This is a genomic window from Pseudomonas sp. HR96 (genome assembly GCF_034059295.1).
Classification (GTDB): domain Bacteria; phylum Pseudomonadota; class Gammaproteobacteria; order Pseudomonadales; family Pseudomonadaceae; genus Aquipseudomonas.
In genome coordinates this window covers 835,933-854,239 of sequence record NZ_CP139141.1, presented here as the reverse complement: position 1 = coordinate 854,239, position 18,307 = coordinate 835,933, and the positions used below count along the sequence as shown (strand labels likewise).

The 18,307-nt window shown below is 63.0% G+C and carries 16 protein-coding genes and 2 pseudogenes; 10 read left to right on the top strand and 8 right to left on the bottom strand.

Annotated elements, in window-relative coordinates; translation table 11 throughout:
• Nucleotides 1-59 precede the first annotated feature (59 nt).
• Nucleotides 60-416: a hypothetical protein gene (locus SFA35_RS04030; protein WP_320575441.1), complete on the bottom strand. Its 357-nt coding sequence runs from the start codon at nucleotides 414-416 to the stop codon at nucleotides 60-62.
• 702 nt (nucleotides 417-1,118) lie between these two features.
• Between SFA35_RS04030 and SFA35_RS26645 the strand changes: the two genes are divergently transcribed.
• A complete protein-coding gene (locus SFA35_RS26645; RefSeq protein ID WP_414058492.1) occupies nucleotides 1,119-1,451 on the top strand; it encodes an Arm DNA-binding domain-containing protein in 333 nt (110 codons plus the stop codon).
• Nucleotides 1,452-2,374: 923 nt separating this feature from the next.
• Here the strand turns inward: SFA35_RS26645 and SFA35_RS04020 are convergent.
• On the bottom strand, nucleotides 2,375-2,911 hold the full coding sequence (locus SFA35_RS04020) for a DUF4760 domain-containing protein (protein WP_320575440.1): 537 nt from the start codon (nucleotides 2,909-2,911) through the stop codon (nucleotides 2,375-2,377).
• Nucleotides 2,912-3,807: 896 nt separating this feature from the next.
• Here SFA35_RS04020 and SFA35_RS04015 point away from each other — a divergent pair.
• A complete protein-coding gene (locus SFA35_RS04015) occupies nucleotides 3,808-4,284 on the top strand; it encodes a DUF488 domain-containing protein (protein WP_320575437.1) in 477 nt (158 codons plus the stop codon).
• A 105-nt stretch (nucleotides 4,285-4,389) separates the two neighbouring features.
• Here the strand turns inward: SFA35_RS04015 and SFA35_RS04010 are convergent, their stop codons facing one another.
• Nucleotides 4,390-4,635 (bottom strand): hypothetical protein, encoded by a 246-nt coding sequence (locus tag SFA35_RS04010; protein ID WP_320575435.1) that lies wholly within the window; start codon nucleotides 4,633-4,635, stop codon nucleotides 4,390-4,392.
• A gap of 271 nt (nucleotides 4,636-4,906) precedes the next feature.
• Here SFA35_RS04010 and SFA35_RS04005 point away from each other — a divergent pair, with 271 nt between their 5' ends.
• The 5 genes and pseudogenes from SFA35_RS04005 (at nucleotide 4,907) to SFA35_RS26635 (ending at nucleotide 8,256) form a co-directional block, all read left to right on the top strand.
• A complete protein-coding gene (locus tag SFA35_RS04005) occupies nucleotides 4,907-5,104 on the top strand; it encodes a DUF6124 family protein (RefSeq protein WP_320575433.1) in 198 nt (65 codons plus the stop codon).
• A 141-nt stretch (nucleotides 5,105-5,245) separates the two neighbouring features.
• Entirely contained in the window at nucleotides 5,246-5,443 is a 198-nt protein-coding gene (locus tag SFA35_RS04000; RefSeq protein ID WP_320575432.1) for a hypothetical protein, read from the top strand.
• A 96-nt stretch (nucleotides 5,444-5,539) separates the two neighbouring features.
• Entirely contained in the window at nucleotides 5,540-6,859 is a 1,320-nt protein-coding gene (locus SFA35_RS03995) for a sensor histidine kinase (protein WP_320575429.1), read from the top strand.
• A gap of 80 nt (nucleotides 6,860-6,939) precedes the next feature.
• A pseudogene (locus SFA35_RS26640) lies at nucleotides 6,940-7,665 on the top strand (PAS domain-containing protein); the annotation flags it as partial.
• A gap of 180 nt (nucleotides 7,666-7,845) precedes the next feature.
• Nucleotides 7,846-8,256: a methyl-accepting chemotaxis protein gene (locus SFA35_RS26635; protein WP_414058524.1), complete on the top strand. Its 411-nt coding sequence runs from the start codon at nucleotides 7,846-7,848 to the stop codon at nucleotides 8,254-8,256.
• 51 nt (nucleotides 8,257-8,307) lie between these two features.
• Here the strand turns inward: SFA35_RS26635 and SFA35_RS03985 are convergent, their stop codons facing one another.
• A complete protein-coding gene (locus tag SFA35_RS03985; protein ID WP_320578831.1) occupies nucleotides 8,308-8,802 on the bottom strand; it encodes a DUF1543 domain-containing protein in 495 nt (164 codons plus the stop codon).
• A 217-nt stretch (nucleotides 8,803-9,019) separates the two neighbouring features.
• On the opposite strand from SFA35_RS03985, the gene SFA35_RS03980 reads away from it, so the two are divergent.
• On the top strand, nucleotides 9,020-10,639 hold the full coding sequence (locus tag SFA35_RS03980; RefSeq protein ID WP_320575425.1) for a methyl-accepting chemotaxis protein: 1,620 nt from the start codon (nucleotides 9,020-9,022) through the stop codon (nucleotides 10,637-10,639).
• 18 nt (nucleotides 10,640-10,657) lie between these two features.
• On the opposite strand, the gene SFA35_RS03975 is transcribed toward SFA35_RS03980, so the two are convergent.
• Entirely contained in the window at nucleotides 10,658-11,617 is a 960-nt protein-coding gene (locus SFA35_RS03975) for a diguanylate cyclase (protein WP_320575422.1), read from the bottom strand.
• Nucleotides 11,618-11,619: 2 nt separating this feature from the next.
• Nucleotides 11,620-12,624, bottom strand: a complete 1,005-nt coding sequence (locus tag SFA35_RS03970; RefSeq protein WP_320575420.1) for a response regulator — start codon at nucleotides 12,622-12,624, stop codon at nucleotides 11,620-11,622.
• A gap of 243 nt (nucleotides 12,625-12,867) precedes the next feature.
• Here SFA35_RS03970 and SFA35_RS26630 point away from each other — a divergent pair.
• Nucleotides 12,868-13,881 (top strand): annotated as a pseudogene (locus tag SFA35_RS26630) (methyl-accepting chemotaxis protein); the annotation flags it as partial.
• Nucleotides 13,882-13,920: 39 nt separating this feature from the next.
• Nucleotides 13,921-14,784 carry a methyl-accepting chemotaxis protein gene (locus SFA35_RS26625; protein WP_414058523.1) on the top strand — a complete coding sequence of 288 codons (864 nt, stop codon included), beginning with the start codon at nucleotides 13,921-13,923 and terminating at the stop codon, nucleotides 14,782-14,784.
• Between the two features lie 397 nt (nucleotides 14,785-15,181).
• On the opposite strand, the gene SFA35_RS03960 is transcribed toward SFA35_RS26625, so the two are convergent.
• A complete protein-coding gene (locus SFA35_RS03960) occupies nucleotides 15,182-16,618 on the bottom strand; it encodes a hypothetical protein (protein WP_320575413.1) in 1,437 nt (478 codons plus the stop codon).
• Nucleotides 16,615-18,282 carry a gamma-glutamyltransferase gene (gene ggt / locus SFA35_RS03955; protein ID WP_320575411.1) on the bottom strand — a complete coding sequence of 556 codons (1,668 nt, stop codon included), beginning with the start codon at nucleotides 18,280-18,282 and terminating at the stop codon, nucleotides 16,615-16,617. Before ggt ends, SFA35_RS03960 begins: the two co-directional genes overlap by 4 nt.
• Between the last annotated feature and the right edge of the window lie 25 nt (nucleotides 18,283-18,307).

Below are 18,307 nucleotides of genomic sequence, written 5' to 3'. Positions count from 1 at the left end.
TACCCAATCTCCCAGGGCACCAGCGGGAATAACGGCTGGGCTGGAGTAGAAGGACGACATTACCAACGCTCACGGTTACTGAGAACGTAATACACCGCGTACGCGATGGCCAAGCCGATCAAGCCGCCGATGATATCGGCCTCGAAACGGATGACCGGACTAATATAGGGCAAGCCAGATCTGAGCGCGTCCCAGTCAATGTCGCCTTGGCCATCGCCGAACATCGAGTTCCAGCCATATGGGAATATCATTTCCAGCAGCGCACACACTGCTACCCCTGCATGAATCAACCACCCATCAGAGTAGGACAGGAACCGATTAGCTCCGAGGATTAGCCCTGCAGAAAACAAAACCATGACTCCCGTCAGGGTGAACTGTTTCGCTAGCTCAGCCCATTCAAAAATCCCGCTCAACATCTCTCATCGCCTGTCAAAAAATTGAGTAGAGAATCTACCAATAATTTTACTGCTTTGCCTAGGCTGATCGGATCCGATTTTTCGACCCATGGAAAAGGAAGAGCCCGACTCAATGGCCGGGCCGTAAGTGATCTGACGACTCCAACTGCCACGCCGCATACAGAGACCCTTGGATAACCTCCAAGCAGACGCTTTCCTTGCCACTTCATTGAGCTGCGAGCCGCTCTCGATGCCATCGGTTTCGCCCTGCTGTCTCTTCATTGTTGACGATCTTATCGACCGTGGCTCTGAACCCGAGCAGATGTTGGAATGGCGGACAAGTCACGGCTCTCCGCAGTGCTGAGCGATCATGAAGACATGGCGACGCTGTAAGCTCACCAGATGCTGCGCGATAATATGTCTTAGCGGAAGGGCCGCACGTGGCTGATAGGGCTCGGCAGCGCCTAGCAAGCAGGCTATGCCGTTGCACTTGGCGATCCTCCGGAGGCGGCTGGAAGTCGACACCCAGACCGGCCTCGTCGGCATCGTCCATGCAGCCTTCCCATTCCGTGTTTGTGATACTAGCGGGACTACCTCAGAGGCCCACTGTTCGCAACATGGTGGCCGTTGTCCAGTGGTCTCGAGACGGGCAACACCACAACCAACATCCTGTAGATGGCATACGGGCAGTGATAGCTAGACACTCCCCCTGCGCGGCCGGCGATGCTGGGCAACGTGCCGCCTGTCGATACGGGCGCCTGGATGGGAGGGTACTTCACGCTCAGGGTACTGGACACCCTCGCCTGCTACCCGGCGGCGGGACGGGGGAGTTCAGGGATTTCCGATTCGAGCATCGAAATCACGTTCATCTATCGGGGCGTCCGTTGCCGCGAGAGGATCACGCTCAAGCCCACCGCCACTAATCTGAAGAAAGCGGAACAGTACAAGGCGGCGATTGAGCACGCAATCTCGATCGGCACCTTCGACTACTCGGTGGCCTTCCCCGGGTCGGCCAGGCTGCTAAGGTCGCGCCAGAGGCAAGCCGGGAAACGGTGAAAGGTTTTCTAACCAGGTGGCTCGATGCGAAGCAGAAGCTCATCGCAAGCAGTACTTTCGAGGGGTACCGAAAGCTCGTCGAGTCGCGGCTGATCCTTGCCCTGAGTGACCACATGCTGGTTGACCTCAAGCGGAAGACCGTTCGGGATTGGCTCGACAAGCTCGAGGTAGGAACAAGACGCTCAGCAATATACAGAGCTGCTTGCGATCGGCTCTGAACGACGTGGTGGAGGAGGAACTGATCGACACCAACTCTTTGGCAGGCTGGACCTACTCTCGCAAGGAAGCACCGCCCAAAGAGGACGACGTTCACCCGTTCAGCCCCGAGGAGCAACAGGCCGTGCTCGGGGCATTTTCCGGCCAGGCGCGCAACATGATGCATGTTCGCACTGTGGGCAGGCCTACGCACCAGCGAACTTGTGCCGCTCGACCGGGGCGATATCGACTTCGCGACGAGTTCCTTGTGACTAGGGCTATGACGCAGGCGGCCCGAGGCAAAGCAGAGACTACGAAAACAGCCGCAAGGCGGCGCAGAGCCAAGCTGCTGCGCCCGGCAATGGAAGCACTCTAGGCTTAGAAAACGCATACGTTCCTAGCCGACGCTGAAGTGTTTCAAAATCCTCGTACGCTCGAGCGATGGACCGGCGACGGCCCGCTCCGGAAAACGATGTGGATGCCGGTGATGAAGAAGGCAGGCGTCCGGACCGTCGACCCTATCAGACGCGGCACGCCTATGCATCAATGATGCTATCAGCTGGAGAGCATCCTATGTGGGTTGCAAAGCAGATGGGGCAGACTGACTAGACGATGATCGCCAGGGTCTATGGACGGTGGATGTCGTCTTCTGAAACTGAGGCCGAAGCAGAGCAGAGCAGAGCAGAGCAGCAATCTTTCGATACTCATCCAAAGAAGCCAAGCTCCGGTCAGAGCAATCGAGTGAATTTACTTTTTTTCTTGATAGGTGGGCCAAGGTAATCCCAACGCTCTGCTAACCACTGCACCTCTTGAAAAAGCGTCGAGCGGCCGCTGGCCTCTCTTAGCGCATCAATAAACGGCCTAGCATTCCTATGAAGCCCTACAAGAGTATTATAACTGGCATTCCATAGCATCTTTTCGTCATAGATGCCCGCCTGAACGCCAACACTGACGTATTCCCAATGGTTGAGTACATACCTAATGCTTTTGGCTTCATCGGTGCCAACCTGGTCCTTTCGAGCATAAGCTCGCACATTGGAGTCAGCCCTCTCGTGGATAGCTGCCAAACAGCGCATCCCAGCCATAAGCTCCTTGTCAGCCCTGCTTGCGAATAGCAGGTCAGCTGACTGCTTTCGCTTAGCCGTGGCCTTCACCGTCAGTACCGATATGACTGCGACGGTGACACCCAGTAAGAATGACAAGCTTCGGAACCAATCCGAGCCCACGATGCTGCCGGCACATGCAAGAAACCCTGTACAATCCATGTCAATTCCTGAACACAAAAAAGGAGGCCGAGGCCTCCAGTTTTTTAGAATTCTGATGAGCTTCTGGTTAGAAGCCTTCGTAGTCGTCGTTTACCAGCGAAACAAGAACGCTTTTCATAATCCACTCCTAGGTACGATTAAGGGTTCACTAAGCAGCTGTTGGCCAGCTTTATCATGCGTGATGCTTGTGGGTGGCTGAGACTATAGACCTTCTGGGTCCGATGCAAGCATTCCTCAGCCTTCATGCTTGCTTTCAGACGAGTCACACATTGGACGGTCCTTGAGGGTCTCAGTTCCCTTAGCACGCTGCCTCGGCTCCTCAAGACTCGCCAGCCCTTGCTGCGACACACCTATAAAATGGAGCTCAGCTGTCCTAATGTCAAGGGCAAAAATGTTAGGAGGACACACGTGTCAAAGGCTTTACAAAAGGACCTTATTCCCATGCTTTTACGCATCGGGCTAAGCTGAGCACAATTGAGTGCTCTGTGCTCAATCCAAATATCTGCTACCCAAGCGGTTGAAGATGACGCTTCACGCAAGGAGCCCAATACGCTTGCTGCCAGCTCTCAATAGATAAATGCCAGCTAAATGACAGTCTATAGGCTGAAAGCGCTGCTCCATAAGGCTCAGACGGGGGTTCAAATCCCGGCGCCGGTAGCGTGCGGCGATCCTCCAGCGCATCTACATAGCCCAAAGCCTCGTCAGCATCCCACCCCGTATGGCCTATCCAGAAACACCTGGCTCTGCGAAGACCAATCCCAAATCAAGGCTCCCACCCAACGCCTACATCCACCATCGCTACCACGCATGCCCCCGGAAACACCCCATCTAGCACCGTGGTGATACAGTCCCCCAACTCACCAACCGCTCGCAGGAAGCACCCAGGGAACCCCCACATGCCCATCTACACCGCAGGCTACGAAGGCCTAAGCATCGAAACCTTCATCGCCCGCCTAAAACAGGCAGGGATCGACAAGGTTCTCGATGTCCGTGAATACCCACTATCCAGAAAACCGGGATTCTCCAAGAAAGCCTTCGCGGCATGCCTAGCCGAGTCAGGCATCACCTATGAGCACTGCCCACCTCTGGGCTGCCCCAAGCCGATTCGCAACCAATACAAGATCGACGGCAATTGGAGCCTTTACGCCCAAAATTTCCGAGCTTATATCCGCACCCAACCCGAGCTGCTGCTCAGCTTGACCACCGAAGCGGCCAAGCAGCGAATCTGCATGGTGTGCTATGAAGCCGATGCCCGCTTCTGCCACCGCAGCCTGATTGCCGAAGCTGCTCAGGAATTGGACCCTACCTTGAAGGCCCGACACCTTCCGTCAAAAATGAAGCCAATTACTGGCTCGATCATGGCTATCGCTTAGGCTGCTAGGGTCGATCCAGCCGTTATTGGCCGCCGACGGCAGAGGCTATCGGCCCGTTTCCAGCACCCGCCAACCCACCACCCCAACCCACCCCAAAAACCACCCTCACTCCCACTCCGGCAAAACCTCCAAAGCCGCATGCGACCCCTTCCGTCTCAACTCATTGATCGCATACAACACCAACACCCGAAACTGCTCCCGATCCGCCAACTCATGCTCCGCCAAGCTGCGCTTCACCTCCGCCGGCACCGAGGGGTCTCGCAGGGTCAGCGCATACCGGGAGTCTTCCTTGTCCAGCTGATAAACGATCGGCGGGCTGAGTTGGTCCAGCACCTGTTCGATGGTCGCCATGCATCCCTCTCTTGTTAGCGCCAGCCCTTAGCCAGCTATCGTTCAAAGGTAGCAGACTGCCATATGACATTCCCCAAGCCGCCGACGGACAGCCGTGGAATCTGGAAACACTATCAACCTTGCCTCACCTCGCCCCCGTCACTAACCTTCATCAGTCGCTGCGAGATGGGCGGCCCGGGCGTAGGAACCTGGAACTCTTGAGCTGACACCTTTCTGTCGTACGCCGCGAGCCGCTGTCGTGCTCGCGACCTGTCAACCAAGGAGTGACCCCATGCCTACCCCACCCCCCACCACCCAAACCGAAATCATCGAAGCCGCCGACGACCTCCTGCGCTGCGCCAAGGCCACCGCCTACGAAAGTGCCGACGCCCTCTCCGGCAGCCAGCGTGACCACGCGCTGGCCGTGGTTCACCTGATCGACATGGCTCGCCTCAAACTCGACGAAGCCGCCCTGCGCGCCGCCCACTGACCGCCTTGCCGGCAAGGGCCGTGGCGCCCTTGCCGGAGGCCCGCGTCTCTTGCCACGCCTTGAAACAATCCGTTGATTGCCCCCCAACATCCGCCCCCTCTAATGTTCCTCGCAGCCACCCCGCCACCCAGGAACTGCACCGTGCCGACCCTCGACCCCGCCCACCGCCTGGCCATGATCAACGTCGCCAGCGACATGCTGCTCGAAGCCCGAACCAACATCCTGCAAGCCGCCCAACACCTGCGCGGCCACGACCTGGAACGGGTGTGGGAGGCGATTCGGCTGATCGACGAGGCCAGTGCGCAGCTGGACAAGGCTGCCCGTCTATCCCGCCACTGACGGTGGCTTGCACAACCGGCTGTTCTCCCTTGCTCTAACCCCGTCGCGCAAGCATCATGGGCCACCCCATGACCCCTCGATGCGACGCGCCCGCCCATGCCTCACACCCCTGCCCCCTTGCCCGCCAACGAGGAACACCGCGCCCTGTCGCTCGAGCACCTGGAGGTGCTGGACAGCGCCGCCGAGCAAGGCTTCGATGACATCGTGCTGTTGGCGCAAACGCTCTGCCAGACGCCGATTGCCCTGGTGTCGCTGGTGGACCGCGAGCGGCAGTGGTTCAAGGCGCGGCTGGGGCTGGATGTGTGCGGCACGCACCGCGACCTGGCTTTCTGCGCCCATGCGATTCTGGCGCCGCAGGAAGTGCTGGTGGTCGAGGACACGCTGCTCGACCCGCGCTTCGCCGAGAGCCCGCTGGTGCTGGGGGCGCCCTTTATCCGTTTCTATGCCGGGGCGCCGATCGTGTCCGATGCCGGTTTGGCGCTGGGCACGGTCTGCGTGATCGACACGCGCCCGCGCACGCTGGGCGCGGCCGAGCGGCAGGGCTTGCATGCGCTGGCGCGGCAGACGGCGGCGTTGTTGCAGTTGCGCTGGCTCAATCGCCAGCGCGAGCAGCAGGCCGAGGTGCTGACCGAGGAGCTGGAAGAGGCGGTGGCGCAGACCGAGCAGGCGCAGGCGTCGTTGCGGCATTCGCGGCGGGTGTCGTCGCTGGGGATGCTGACGGCGAGCATCGCCCACGACTTCAACAATCTGTTGCAGGCCTTGAGCGCCAGCCTGCAGATGGTGCACATGCGCGCGCGGCGGCCGCTGGATGTCGAGCGCTTTGCCGACACCGGGCTGCAGGCGGTGGAGCAAGGGCGCCAGCTGGTGGCGCGGCTGATGAGCAACGTGCGCAGCGACGGCCCGGAGGTGATCTGCCTGGACGTCAGCGCGCGCATCGAGGCGGCGCGCTCGGTGCTGGCGCGCACGGTGAGTGGCGAGCTGGACCTGTCCTTCGACCTGGCGGCGCGGGGTTGGGGGGTGATGTGCGTCGAGGTGCAGTTGCTGTCGGTGGTGATGAACCTGCTGGCCAACGCCCGCGACGCGCTGGCCGGGCCGGGCAGTGTGCATATCGCCACGCGGCTGGTGGCGGTGGAGGACGACCTGGAGTTGCCCGAGGGCGATTATCTGGTGCTGAGCGTCGCCGACGACGGCCCGGGCATGAACGCGGACGTGGCCGCGCGGGTGTTCGAGCCGTTCTACACCACCAAGCTGGCCGGGCAAGGCACCGGCCTGGGCCTGGCCCAGGTGCAGGAGTTCGCCAGCAGCGCCGGCGGCGTGGCGCGGGTGCACAGTGCGCCCGGGGCGGGCACCACCATCAGCCTGTGGCTGCGGGTGCTCGGCCGGGTGGAAAGCCTGGCGTCGCCGGCCTTTGGCTGAGCTGACAAAGGGGCACTCAAGAAGGTCTGCGGTGGGCCGATGCAGTCGTACATGCGACTCAACCATTCGGACGCTCCGCCATGTTCAACGCCTCTCTCAAAAAAGCAAACAAAGAGCTTGAGCGCCGCCTGGCGCAGCTGGAACAGGTACGGCTGTCTCTGGAAGACGAGATGATCAGCCTGATTCTCACCCCCAACGGCACCATCGAGTCGGTCAACGGGTTGTTCGAGAGTGAAGTCGGTTACAAGGCCAGCGACGTGGTCGGCCGGCGTTTCAGCGAGCTGGCCCCGGCCGATGTCGCCAGCGACCCGCACCAGGTGCGCGCGCTGAGCGCCATCCGCGAAGGCAAGGCCTTTTGCGGCGCCCTGCGCCTGTCGCACCGCAACGGCTCCCATGTGTGGCTGCGGACCATGGTGGTGCCGTTCATGGACGAGAGCGGCAAGGTCGAGCAGATCACCCTGTACTCCAGCAACCTGACCCGCACCATCGAGACCTCCCGCGAGAACGAGAACCTGGTCAAGGGCCTGCTGCGCTCCACGGCGGTGATCGAGTTCAACCTGGACGGCAAGGTGATCACCGCCAACGAGATGTTCCTCGGCGCCATGGGTTACTCGGTGGGGCAGATCAAGGGCCAGCATCACCGCATGTTCTGCACCTCCGAAGAGACTTCTTCGGACGCCTACAACCGGTTCTGGGAGCGCCTGCGTCGCGGTGAATACGTTGCTGGGCGTTTCGAGCGCGTCAACAGCAGCGGCCAGCCGGTGTGGCTGGAGGCCACCTACAACCCGATCATCGACGCCAACGGCAAGCTGTGCAAAGTGGTGAAGTTCGCCACGGTGATCACCGACCAGATCAACCAGGAGCGCTCGGTGTCGGAAGCGGCGAGCATCGCCTATGACACCTCGGTGCAGACCGACAGCCGCGCCCAGGCCGGCCGCGATGTGATTCAGCAGACGGTGGGCGTGTTGCAGCGCCTGGGCGAGTCGATGCAGGAGGCGACCGAGGGCATCGAGGCGCTGGACAAGCAGAGCCAGACCATCGGCACCATCGTCAAGACCATCAGCGGCATCGCCGAGCAGACCAACCTGCTGGCGCTGAACGCGGCCATCGAGGCGGCGCGGGCCGGTGAGCAGGGGCGCGGCTTTGCGGTGGTGGCCGACGAGGTCAGGCAACTGGCGTCGCGCACCAGCCTGGCGACCCAGGAGATCGTCAACGTGGTGCGCCAGAACCAGGAGCTGGCTTCCACGGCGGTGGGGATCATTGGCTCGAACAAGGAGCAGGCGATCCAGGCGCTTGAACTGGCCAGTGATGCCGACAATGTGATTCAGGACATGCAGCATCGGGCGCAGACAGTGGTGTCGGCGGTCAGCCGGTTTGCCGGGGCTATTTCCAAGTAGGCTTTTGGCCGAAGATCAAACCGGCCTCTCGGGGGCTGTGCCCCTCCCACTTCAGCTGAGCACGATGTAATCGCTGCGCACCTGCACGCCGGCGTGTGCGCCTTGCACTAGTTGCACGTAGCGGCCGCCGACCTGGTCGATCGGGATGCAGTCGTCCACGTCCAGCAAGGCGTCCAGGTGGCCCTGCTGCCAGCCTCTGCGCATGCCCGCGCGCGCCTGGGCCTTGGCTTCCGTCTTGTTGCGGGCCACCACCAGTTCGTAGCGGTGGGCTTCGCCGAACGCGCCCGGCTCGTAACCGCCGAGGTTGATGAAATACAGCCTGGGCTCGTCGGGGCCCGGCGCCAGGTCGCTCATCCGCACCTGCCAGCCCGCCACCCCGTCCACCGCCATCCAGGCGTCGATGTGCACGCCCTTGGCGCTGCCGAACCAGGCTTCGCGCAGCTGCGGGTAGGCCTGGTCCAAGCGCTCGGCCAGGACGAACACCACGTCGTGCACCTCGATGTTGGCCCTGGGGTGCTTGCCGCCCAGCATCACTACAAACAGCATTGGCGCGCCCTCGGGGTTGGCCTTTCGTCGGATATTCATGGCGCGCAAATATTTGGCGTCAATGTTTTCACGGGTTGCGCCGCACATGACTAAAAATTCATTTTCGGCCCGTAGATTAAAAATCGGCATCGTTCTACGGTGATGTCACATTGACATGAAGTCGATGCCACGCCTTGCTCCGCGTGGCTCCCCCAAATCGGCCGGATGGTGACCCCACATGTTCAGAAACATCAAACTCGCTTCGCGCGCCCTGCTCAGCTTCGGCATCATCAGCTTGCTGCTGTTTGCCTTGGGCCTGCTGTCCTTGTCCAAACTGGCCCAGGTGCACACCGCCGCAAACGACCTGCAAACCGACTGGCTGCCGAGCATCGAGCAGGGTAACAAGATTCAGTCCGACACCTACAAATTGCGCCTGGCCGGCCTGCACATGGCCACCGAAGGCGCCAACGCGCAAGCGCAGAACATTGCCATGCTCAACACCTTGCAGGCGGCCTTGAAGAAGGACCTGGCCGACTATGCGGCGCTGGTCTCCAGCCCCGAGGAAAAACAGCGTTACGAAACCGTGCTGGCCAATGCCGCCGCCTACCAGACCCAGATGGCCACGCTGATCGTCAACGCCGCCGGGCAGACCTCCGAGCAGCAGGTCAGCTTCGTCAACAACATTACCCTGCCCCTGGCCACCACCCTGCAAGGCTCCATCGACGAACTGGTGGCCATCAACGACCAGGGCGCCCAGGCCTCGGGCGTCGCCGCCGACGCGCAATACCAGAACGGTTTTAACCTGACCCTGGTGATCGTCATCATCGCCGTGCTCGGCGCCGTGCTGATCGCCATCCTGTTCACCCGCAGCATCACCGCCCCGGTGCGCCAGCTGCTCGATGCCACCGGCAAGATCGCCGAAGGCAACCTGCGCGACGAGGTGCAGATCAACGGCAGCGACGAGATTACCCAGCTGCAGACCTCCACCGCGCACATGCAGGCCAGCCTCAAGGGCACGCTGCAGCATATCGCCGACTCGTCGCGGCAACTGGCGGCGGCGGCCGAGCAGATGGCGGCGATCACCCGTGAATCGAACGCCGGCATCCAGCAGCAGAACCTGGAAACCGACCAGGCCGCCACGGCGGTCAACGAAATGACCGCCGCGGTGGAGGAAGTGGCGCGCAACGCCGTACAGGCTTCGCAGTCCACCCAGGCCTCGGAGCAGTCGGCGGCGCTGGGCCAGGACCGGGTGCGCGAGACCATCGATTCGATCCAGAAGCTCAGCGCCAGCGTCAGCCAGACCGGCGCCGACATCGAAGGTTTGGCCGGGCAGACCCGCGACATCAGCAAGGTGCTCGACGTGATTCGCGGCATCGCCGAACAGACCAACCTGCTGGCGCTCAACGCGGCCATCGAGGCGGCGCGGGCGGGCGAACAGGGCCGCGGCTTTGCCGTGGTGGCCGACGAGGTGCGCGCGCTCGCCCACCGCACCCAGAGCTCGACCCTGGAAATCGAGCAGATGATCAAGACCATTCAGGTCGGCGCCACCCAGGCGGTGAACTCGATGCACCGCAGCAACGGCGAGGCCACCCAGACCCTGACCGTGGCCCATGAGGCGGGCGCTGCCATCGGCGCGATCGCGTCGGCGGTGACCACCATCAGCCAGATGAACCTGTTGATTGCCTCGGCTTCCGAAGAACAGGCCCAGGTGGCGCGTTCGGTGGACCAGAACCTGGTGAGCATCAAGGACCTGGCGGTGCAGAGCGCCAGCGGCGCGCAGCAGACGGCCGAGGCCAGTGGCGAGCTGTCACGCCTGGCCACGGACCTGAGCAAGCTGGTGGGGCGTTTTTCGATCTAGCGGCCCCTAGGCAAAGGGTCAGTCGGCGTTGTGCACCGAGACCCGATTGCGGCCGCCCTTCTTCGACGCGTACAGCGCCTGGTCGGCCCACTCGATCAGCTCCTTGTATTCCTTGGCGGGGCTGTCCAGGTCGGCCACGCCGAGGCTGATGGTGAACGGCACCCTGGCGCCTTCGTGGAACACTTCTTCGGCCTCGATGGCCACCCGCAGGCGCTCGGCCAGAATGGCGCCGCCGGCCTTGTCGGTGCCCGGCAGCAGGATGGCGAACTCTTCGCCGCCGTAGCGGCCGACGATGTCGGCATCGCGCACCAGCGCCTTGGCCACGGCGGCCACGCGCTGAATCACCACGTCGCCCACCGGGTGGCCATAGGTGTCGTTGACCCGCTTGAAGTGGTCGATGTCGAACATGATCAGCGCCGCCGCATGGCCGTAGCGGCTGTGGCGGGCGAACTCCAGTTTCAGCGACTCTTCCCAGTGCCCGCGGTTGTACAGGCCGGTCAGGCGATCGGTGGCGGAGAGCTGCTGCAACTGCAGGTTGCTGTTCTGCAACTGGCGGCGGTTGACCGCCACTTCGGTCACGTCGTAGATCACCACGCAGATATGCCCGACCTCGCCGTTGATCGAGCGCAGCGGCAGGAAGGTGGTGTTCTGGTACATGTAGTCTTCTTCGGCGGTGATCGGCTGGTAGTTGGCAAAGCGCACCAGATACGGCCGCTGTTCCCACACGGTGAATGCCGGGGTGCCGAGGGTCACGACACTTTCCACCTTCTTGCGAAACCAGCCCTGGTTCACTTCCGGGAACAGGCTGAAGAACGTCTGGCTGATCGCGTCGCGCGGTTGTACCCCGGAGCGGTTTTCCATGAAGGAATTCCACACTTGCACGCGGTATTGACGGTCCAGTACCACCACGCCGACATCGATGCTCTGGGTAATGGCCAGCAACCAGTGCAACTCGTTTATTTCAATCTGCGCGGACATGGTCAATTCATCACATAGGCGAGTTTGTTGCGCAGCAGTTGCACCGAGTCTTCGGTGAACAACAGCAACAAGTCGAAGTGGATGCCATGGCCTTCCAGCGCGTAGCTGATTTCCACGGCGAGGGTGGGTTTCCAGCGCGGCTGATTGCGCCGCACCAGTTCGTCGATCGGCCCTTGGGAGCCGAGGCGGTGCGGGTGGTTCTGGGCAAACTGCACGTCGACCTGCTCGGCGATGCCGCTCAGGCACGCACCGACCAGCAGCGAGGACAGGTCCAGGAGCATTTCGCTGTCGGAATACTCCAGCGCCAGGTCGCGCAGCATCAGGCGGCTGAGGTCGGCGGCGTCGCAGTCGTGAAAGATCAGCAGCGCTTCCCCGGCGATGCCGCTGCCGATGAAGCCCTGGCACACCGCCGTCAGTTGCGGGTTGGCATGGGCGTCGACCAGGGCCATCTGCAGCTCGCCCACCGTGAGGGTGTTGACGTTGGGCACCGGCAACTCGACGAACACGTCCAGCACCCGCGCCATCAGGGCGGCGGCGCGGCCCATGGCGACGTTGACGATTTCGCGCATGGCTTCGGTGAAACTGATGCTGGCCTCTTGTGGGCGCAGCGGTGCGGCTGCGGGGGCCGTGCCGGGGGGGTCGAGCAGGTCGAGGCGCTTGAGGGTGGCCAGCAGGTCGTCCGGGGCCACCGGCTTTTTCAGGAAGGCCAGCGCGCCCAGTTCCATCACCCGGCGCACCGCCTCGTCCTGCACGTCACCCGAGACCACGATGATGCGCGAGCGATGGCCTTCGGCGCGCACCGCTTCGAGCAGCTGGTAGCCGTCCATCACCGGCATGGTCAGGTCGAGCAGCACTACCTGCCCCTGCGCGCGGCGGATGGCTTCCAGACCCTCCTGGCCATTGGTGGCCTGGGTCACTGAAACTGCCCAATCCTGGGGCAGCGCGCGCAACAATTGTTTGCGCGCCATGCCGGAGTCATCGCAGATCAACAAGGGTACGGCAGCCATCAGCAAGTAATCTCGGTCGGTTGAGCGTGAGTGTGCACTGCATTGGGGCTTTATAGCGCCCACGATACCTATAAAAGCAAGATCGTTGCCACTCTTTCGCCATATCCTTGGCGGATGTGGTCGTGAAGTAAGGGTTCAGCTTTTACCTCGACCGCCGATAACACAACGTACAGAACAGCTTCGCAGCCCCAATACCAACAATGATGCGGCGTTTTTTCGTTATTCACGCTTCTGGAGAAATGCATGAACACTTGGTTTGCAAACATCAGCGTCACAATGAAGCTCTGCCTGGGCTTTGGTCTTGTGCTGGTGTTGACCGCACTGTTGGCACTGACGGGCTGGACCAGCCTCGGCAGTTTGATCGACCGTAGCAACTGGATGAGCGATATCTCGGAGCTCAACAACGGCCTGACCAAACTGCGCGTCACGCGTCTGCAGTACATGCTGACCAACGGCGACGAAACAGCGGCGCAGGCCGTGCAGGTACAGTTGGACGCGTTCAAGGGGCAACTCAAGGAAGCCCTGACTTCGTTCAAGAGCCCGGACAACGTCAAGCGCCTGCAAGAGCAGAACCAGCGCATCAACGACTATTCGAAATCCCTGACCCGCATGCGCCAGGGCTATGTGGCCAGCAACGCCGCACGCCAGAGCATGGGCGATGCCGCCAATAGCGCCTATGCGGTGGTCGACGAGCTGTACAAGAGCGTCAAGGCCGAGGCGGTCAGCGATCTGCAGGTGGCCCACATCGAGGCCGTGACCCAGGCCCGCGAGCAGGTCATGGCGGTGCGTTACGAAGTGCGCGGCTACGCCGCCAGCGTCAACGACAAGACCGAGCAGACCGCCTTCGCCGCCATGGACGCCGCCATCGCCGGCGTGCCGGTGTTGCAGGCCGCTTTGCCCGAGCAGCAGGCCAGCATCGCCAAGCTGCAGACCTCACTGAGCGCCTATCGCGATTCGCTGCGCAACTACAAGGCCAGCCTCGCCGAGATCAGCGCCGCCCGCAAGGACATGACCGACCAGGGCGCCGATATCGTGCGCCTGAGCGACGAGCTGTTCCAGATTCAAATGGACCGCCGCGACGACGAAAGCGCCCAGGCGCGTACCCTGCAGATCACCGCCGCGCTGCTGGCGCTGCTGTTCGGCGTGCTGTCGGCCTGGCTCATCACCCGGCAAATCACCCGTCCGTTGCAGGAAACCCTCGACGCCGTCGAGCGCATCGCCAGCGGCGACCTCAGCGCCAACCTGGTGGTGACCCGTCGCGACGAGCTGGGCGTGCTGCAACAGGGCATCCAGCGCATGGCCACGACCCTGCGCCAGCTGATCGGCGGCATCCGCGACGGCGTGGCGCAGATCGCCAGCGCGGCCGAAGAGTTGTCCTCGGTGACCGAGCAGACCAGCGCCGGGGTCAACAGCCAGAAGATCGAGACCGACCAGGTCGCCACCGCCATGCACGAGATGACCGCCACCGTGCAGGAAGTCGCACGCAGCGCCGAGCAGGCCTCGCAGGCGGCCACTGACGCCGACCGCGAAGCACGCCTGGGTGACAAGGTGGTGGCCGAGGCCATCGCCCAGATCGAACGCTTGGCCGATGAAGTGCGCCGTTCCACCGACGCCATGAGCAACCTGCAGAACGAGAGCAACAAGATCGGCAGCGTGATGGACGTGATCAAGGCCGTGGCCGAGCAGACCAACCTGCTGGCGCTCAACGCGGCGATCGAAGCGGCGCGCGCCGGTGAAGCCGGCCGTGGTTTCGCCGTGGTGGCCGATGAAGTACGCGGGCTGGCGCAACGCACGCAGAAATCCACCGAGGAAATCGAAGGCCTGGTGGCCGACCTGCAGAGCGGCACCCAACAGGTCGCCACGGTGATGCTCAACAGCCGCAACCTGACCGACAGCAGCGTCGAGCTGACCCGCCGCGCCGGTTCCTCACTGGAGAACATCACCCGCACGGTGTCGAACATCCAGGCAATGAACCAGCAGATCGCCACCGCCGCCGAAGAGCAAAGCGCCGTGGCCGAAGAGATCAGCCGCAGCATCGTCAACGTGCGCGATGTGTCGGAACAGACCGCCTCGGCGAGCGAGCAGACCGCGCTGTCCAGCGCCGAACTGGCCCGCCTGGGTGGGCAGCTGCAGACCCTGGTGAGTCATTTCAAGGTGTGATCCACCGGCCACCGAGGTAATGCCCTCGCCAGCTGCGCCGGCTCCTACACGGGGCCGCGATGCCCCACAGGTGGCGTAGGAGCCGGCGAAGCTGGCGAGCGAAGCAACCCCGAACGCCAGGTTTGATTGGCCATGGGTCGCGATACCGTTAGATCATCCACCCGGCCTCCGAGGTAATGCCCTCGCCAGCTGCACCGGCTCCTACACGGGGCCGGGATGCCCCACAGCTGGCGTAGGAGCCGGCGAAGCTGGCGAGCGAAGCAACCCCGAACGCCAGGTTTGATTGGCCATGGGTCGCGATACCGTTAGATCATCCACCCGACCATCGAGGTGATGCCCTCGCCAGCTGCGCCGGCTCCTACACGGAGCCGGGATCCCCCATCGCCCGGGCCTGTGCTCACTCCACCGACACAATCCTGCGCTCTTCATCGTAGAACGCGTTCTTGTCCACGCCGGCCTTGAAGAACCAGCCGTAATCGACCAGGTAATACACCGTCTCGACCCGCTTGTACTCATCCCCCTCTGTGCTGCAGCGCAGCTTGCGGGCATCGCCTGTCAGGCTTGGGTTCAACGTGCTCGCTGCCGCCTGATCGGCCACTTCGCAATGCACGGTGGTGGGGTCGCGCCCGTAGGTGCCCGCCGCGCTGTTCACGGTCACGCCCACGCTGGTGTAGCTGAGCTGCTCGCCCACCGGCATCTTCCACCAATCGCCACTGAGGGTCAGGCCGAGCAGCTGCTGGTTGCTGGTCAGGGTCTGCCCGCTGCTCTCGAACCGCGTCTGTTCGGCCAGCGGGAACAGCCCGCGGAAGGTCACCGAGCTGCCTTCGTAGCCCTGCCCGCGGGTGCGCACCACCAGCTGGCTGGTGGCTCGGTCGGCGTCGAAAAACTGCTCTTCATGCAGCTCGCCGGCCTTGCCCTTGAGGCTGGTGGTGCCGGTCAGCACCACATGCTTGAGCGACTTGCTCGGCGCACGCAGGCCCAGGCGCTTGATCGCGGTCAGCACCGCAGGGGTCACCCCGGGCATCTTTATTTCGGCCGGGGCCATGCTGCGCGCGGTGAACGCTGGCAGCTTGGCCAGCTTCTCGGGCTTGCTGCACACCAGGTCGAACAGCAATCGGTAATCGACGTGGGCCTTGGCCACCGGCGTCGGGTTTTGCTTGTCGAAAACCTTGCCGTCGGTGACCGTCTGTTTGTCGTCGATATCGTAGGCCGCCAGCAGGCTGAAGGTCTGTTGCGCGCAGTCCACTGCGTAGTGCTCGCGCTTCTGCGCCACCGGCGCGTTGTAGGGTTTGTCGTGGCCCAGCTGCGGCTCGTCGTAGGCGCCCCAGAAGCGCGTCACCCCGGCCTCTGTGACCAGGCTGGCGCGGTCGATGAGAATCTGCGAGCCCTTGGCGGTGCCGTGGGCCAGGCGCCAGTCGGGCTTGGCGGTTTGCGTGCAGGCCTGCTGGAAGGCGGTGTTGCGCTTGAGCAGTTCCAGGTATTTGCCGGGGATGGAGGTCGGCGCGGCGTACTTGCCGTCCTTGCTGCCCAGGTAGACCCGCTGCGACCCGTCGAGGTAGATGACCCGCGCGCTGCTGCCATCGCAACTGGCATCCAGCTGCGCCAGGTAGGCATCGGCGCCCTCCTTGGCCGGCTGTTGCACGGCATAGGCCAGGCGCTGATCGTCGCGCATCAGGCTGGCCGGCAACGGCGTGCCGGCCAGGGTGTCGGCGAGCATCTGCTCTGCGCCGGAAGGTGCAGCGGCTTCGTCGGCGGGCGGCGGCGCGGGCGGCTTGGTGCCGCACCCGGCCAGCAGCAATGCGCCGAGGCCCAACCACCAGCCCGCGCGGTTCATTTGACGATCTTGCCGACGCCGCGGCCCCGTGGGTCGGACGCGGTTTCAATCTGCGTGCCGTGAATGCGCACCGCCTGAATGTCGCCCATGCTCCAGCCCTGGTTTTCCAGGGTGTAGCCCATGCCCTTGAGCTCGTCGGCCACGGGGCCGGTGAGCGGCGCGAAGCCGTCGTAATAGATAGTGTCCTTGGGCAGCAACTGGTGGTGCACGCGCTGGGCGGCCACTGCCTGGTCCAGCGGCAGGTGGTAGTCGTAGATGTTGTTGATGACCTGGAAGATCGAGGTGAAGATCCGCGAGCCGCCCGGGGTGCCCAGCACCAGCTTGACGTTGCCGTTGCGGGTGATCACCGTGGGGCTCATCGACGACAGCATGCGCTTGCCCGGGGCGATGGCGTTGGCGTCGCCGCCGACCACGCCAAAGCCGTTGGCCACACCCGGCTTGGAGCTGAAGTCGTCCATCTCGTCGTTGAGCAGGAAGCCTGCGCCCTTGACCACCACGCCACTGCCGTAATCCCAGTTGAGGGTGAAGGTATTGCTGACGGCGTTGCCTTCCTTGTCGACGATGGAAAAATGCGTGGTCTGGTGCGGCTCCAGGCCCGGGCGGACTTTCTCGGTCGGCGAGATGGCCGTGGGGTTGACCTCGGCGGCGCGTTTTTTCAGGTAGTCGGCGGAAATCAGGTGGTGCACCGGCACCTGGGTGAAGGCCGGGTCGCCAAGGTAGTCGGCGCGGTCGGCGAACACCCGTTTCTCGATTTCGGCCAGCAGGTGGATGTAGCGCGCCGAGTTCAGCGGCACGCCCTTGAAGTCGGCAGCGCGCAGCTCCTTGATGCCCAGCAGCTGGGCCAGGGCGATACCGCCGGAGCTTGGCAGCGGCGCGGTGTAGATGACGTTGCCGCGCCAGCTGATGCGAATCGGTTCGCGCCACGCCACTTTATAGTCGAGCAGGTCCTGACGGGTGATCAGGCCCTTGTCCTGCTGCATCTGCGCGACCAGCAGCTGCGAGGTCTTGCCGCGATAGAAATCCTTGGCGCCCTGGTCGGCAATACGCTCCAGGGTCTCGGCCATTTCCGGCTGGCGGAAGGTTTCACCGGCTTTCATGCTGCCGAAATAGTCGCTGAAGTTGGTGCTGTCGGCGAACAGCGCCAGGGCGTCCTGGCGGTATTGGTACTGGCGGTCGGCAACGGTGAAGCCGTTCTTCGCGTAGGCGATGGCCGGGGTCAGCAGTTCACTCCACGGCAGCTTGCCGAAGCGCCGATGCACTTCCCACATGCCCATCACCGTGCCCGGTACGCCGGCGGCACGGGCGCCGACCAGGCTGGCGTTCTTCACCACCTCGCCCTTGTCGTCCAGGTACATGTTGCGCGAGGCGGCCTTGGGCGCCGTCTCTCGATAGTCCATGAAGTACGGCTTGCCGTGCACGTAGAGGGTCATGAAGCCGCCGCCGCCGATGTTGCCGGCTTCGGGGAAGGTCACCGCCAGGGTGAAGGCGGTTGCCACCGCCGCGTCGACCGCGTTGCCGCCTTTTTTCAGGATTTGCGCCGCCACCTCGGCGGAGTACTGATCGGGAGCGGCCACCGCCCCTGCATCCAACACCACGGCATAGGCCGGTGACACACTGAGCAGGGCGGCGCTCAGCGCCAGCGAACGAAAACAGACGACGCGCATGAAGTGTCCTTAGCGACGATTTTGT

Coding starts and splice junctions, on each gene's coding strand:
- SFA35_RS03960 (WP_320575413.1), bottom strand. CDS start 16,618: ATGAACCGCGCGGGCTGGTGGTTGGGCCTCGGCGCATTGCTGCTGGCC.
- ggt (WP_320575411.1), bottom strand. CDS start 18,282: ATGCGCGTCGTCTGTTTTCGTTCGCTGGCGCTGAGCGCCGCCCTGCTC.
- SFA35_RS04020 (WP_320575440.1), bottom strand. CDS start 2,911: ATGGATTGTACAGGGTTTCTTGCATGTGCCGGCAGCATCGTGGGCTCG.
- SFA35_RS03970 (WP_320575420.1), bottom strand. CDS start 12,624: ATGGCTGCCGTACCCTTGTTGATCTGCGATGACTCCGGCATGGCGCGC.
- SFA35_RS03980 (WP_320575425.1), top strand. CDS start 9,020: ATGTTCAGAAACATCAAACTCGCTTCGCGCGCCCTGCTCAGCTTCGGC.
- SFA35_RS26645 (WP_414058492.1), top strand. CDS start 1,119: ATGCTGGGCAACGTGCCGCCTGTCGATACGGGCGCCTGGATGGGAGGG.
- SFA35_RS26635 (WP_414058524.1), top strand. CDS start 7,846: ATGCAGGAGGCGACCGAGGGCATCGAGGCGCTGGACAAGCAGAGCCAG.
- SFA35_RS03985 (WP_320578831.1), bottom strand. CDS start 8,802: ATGCTGTTTGTAGTGATGCTGGGCGGCAAGCACCCCAGGGCCAACATC.
- SFA35_RS04005 (WP_320575433.1), top strand. CDS start 4,907: ATGCCTACCCCACCCCCCACCACCCAAACCGAAATCATCGAAGCCGCC.
- SFA35_RS26625 (WP_414058523.1), top strand. CDS start 13,921: ATGGCCACGACCCTGCGCCAGCTGATCGGCGGCATCCGCGACGGCGTG.
- SFA35_RS04015 (WP_320575437.1), top strand. CDS start 3,808: ATGCCCATCTACACCGCAGGCTACGAAGGCCTAAGCATCGAAACCTTC.
- SFA35_RS03995 (WP_320575429.1), top strand. CDS start 5,540: ATGCCTCACACCCCTGCCCCCTTGCCCGCCAACGAGGAACACCGCGCC.
- SFA35_RS04010 (WP_320575435.1), bottom strand. CDS start 4,635: ATGGCGACCATCGAACAGGTGCTGGACCAACTCAGCCCGCCGATCGTT.
- SFA35_RS04030 (WP_320575441.1), bottom strand. CDS start 416: ATGTTGAGCGGGATTTTTGAATGGGCTGAGCTAGCGAAACAGTTCACC.
- SFA35_RS03975 (WP_320575422.1), bottom strand. CDS start 11,617: ATGTCCGCGCAGATTGAAATAAACGAGTTGCACTGGTTGCTGGCCATT.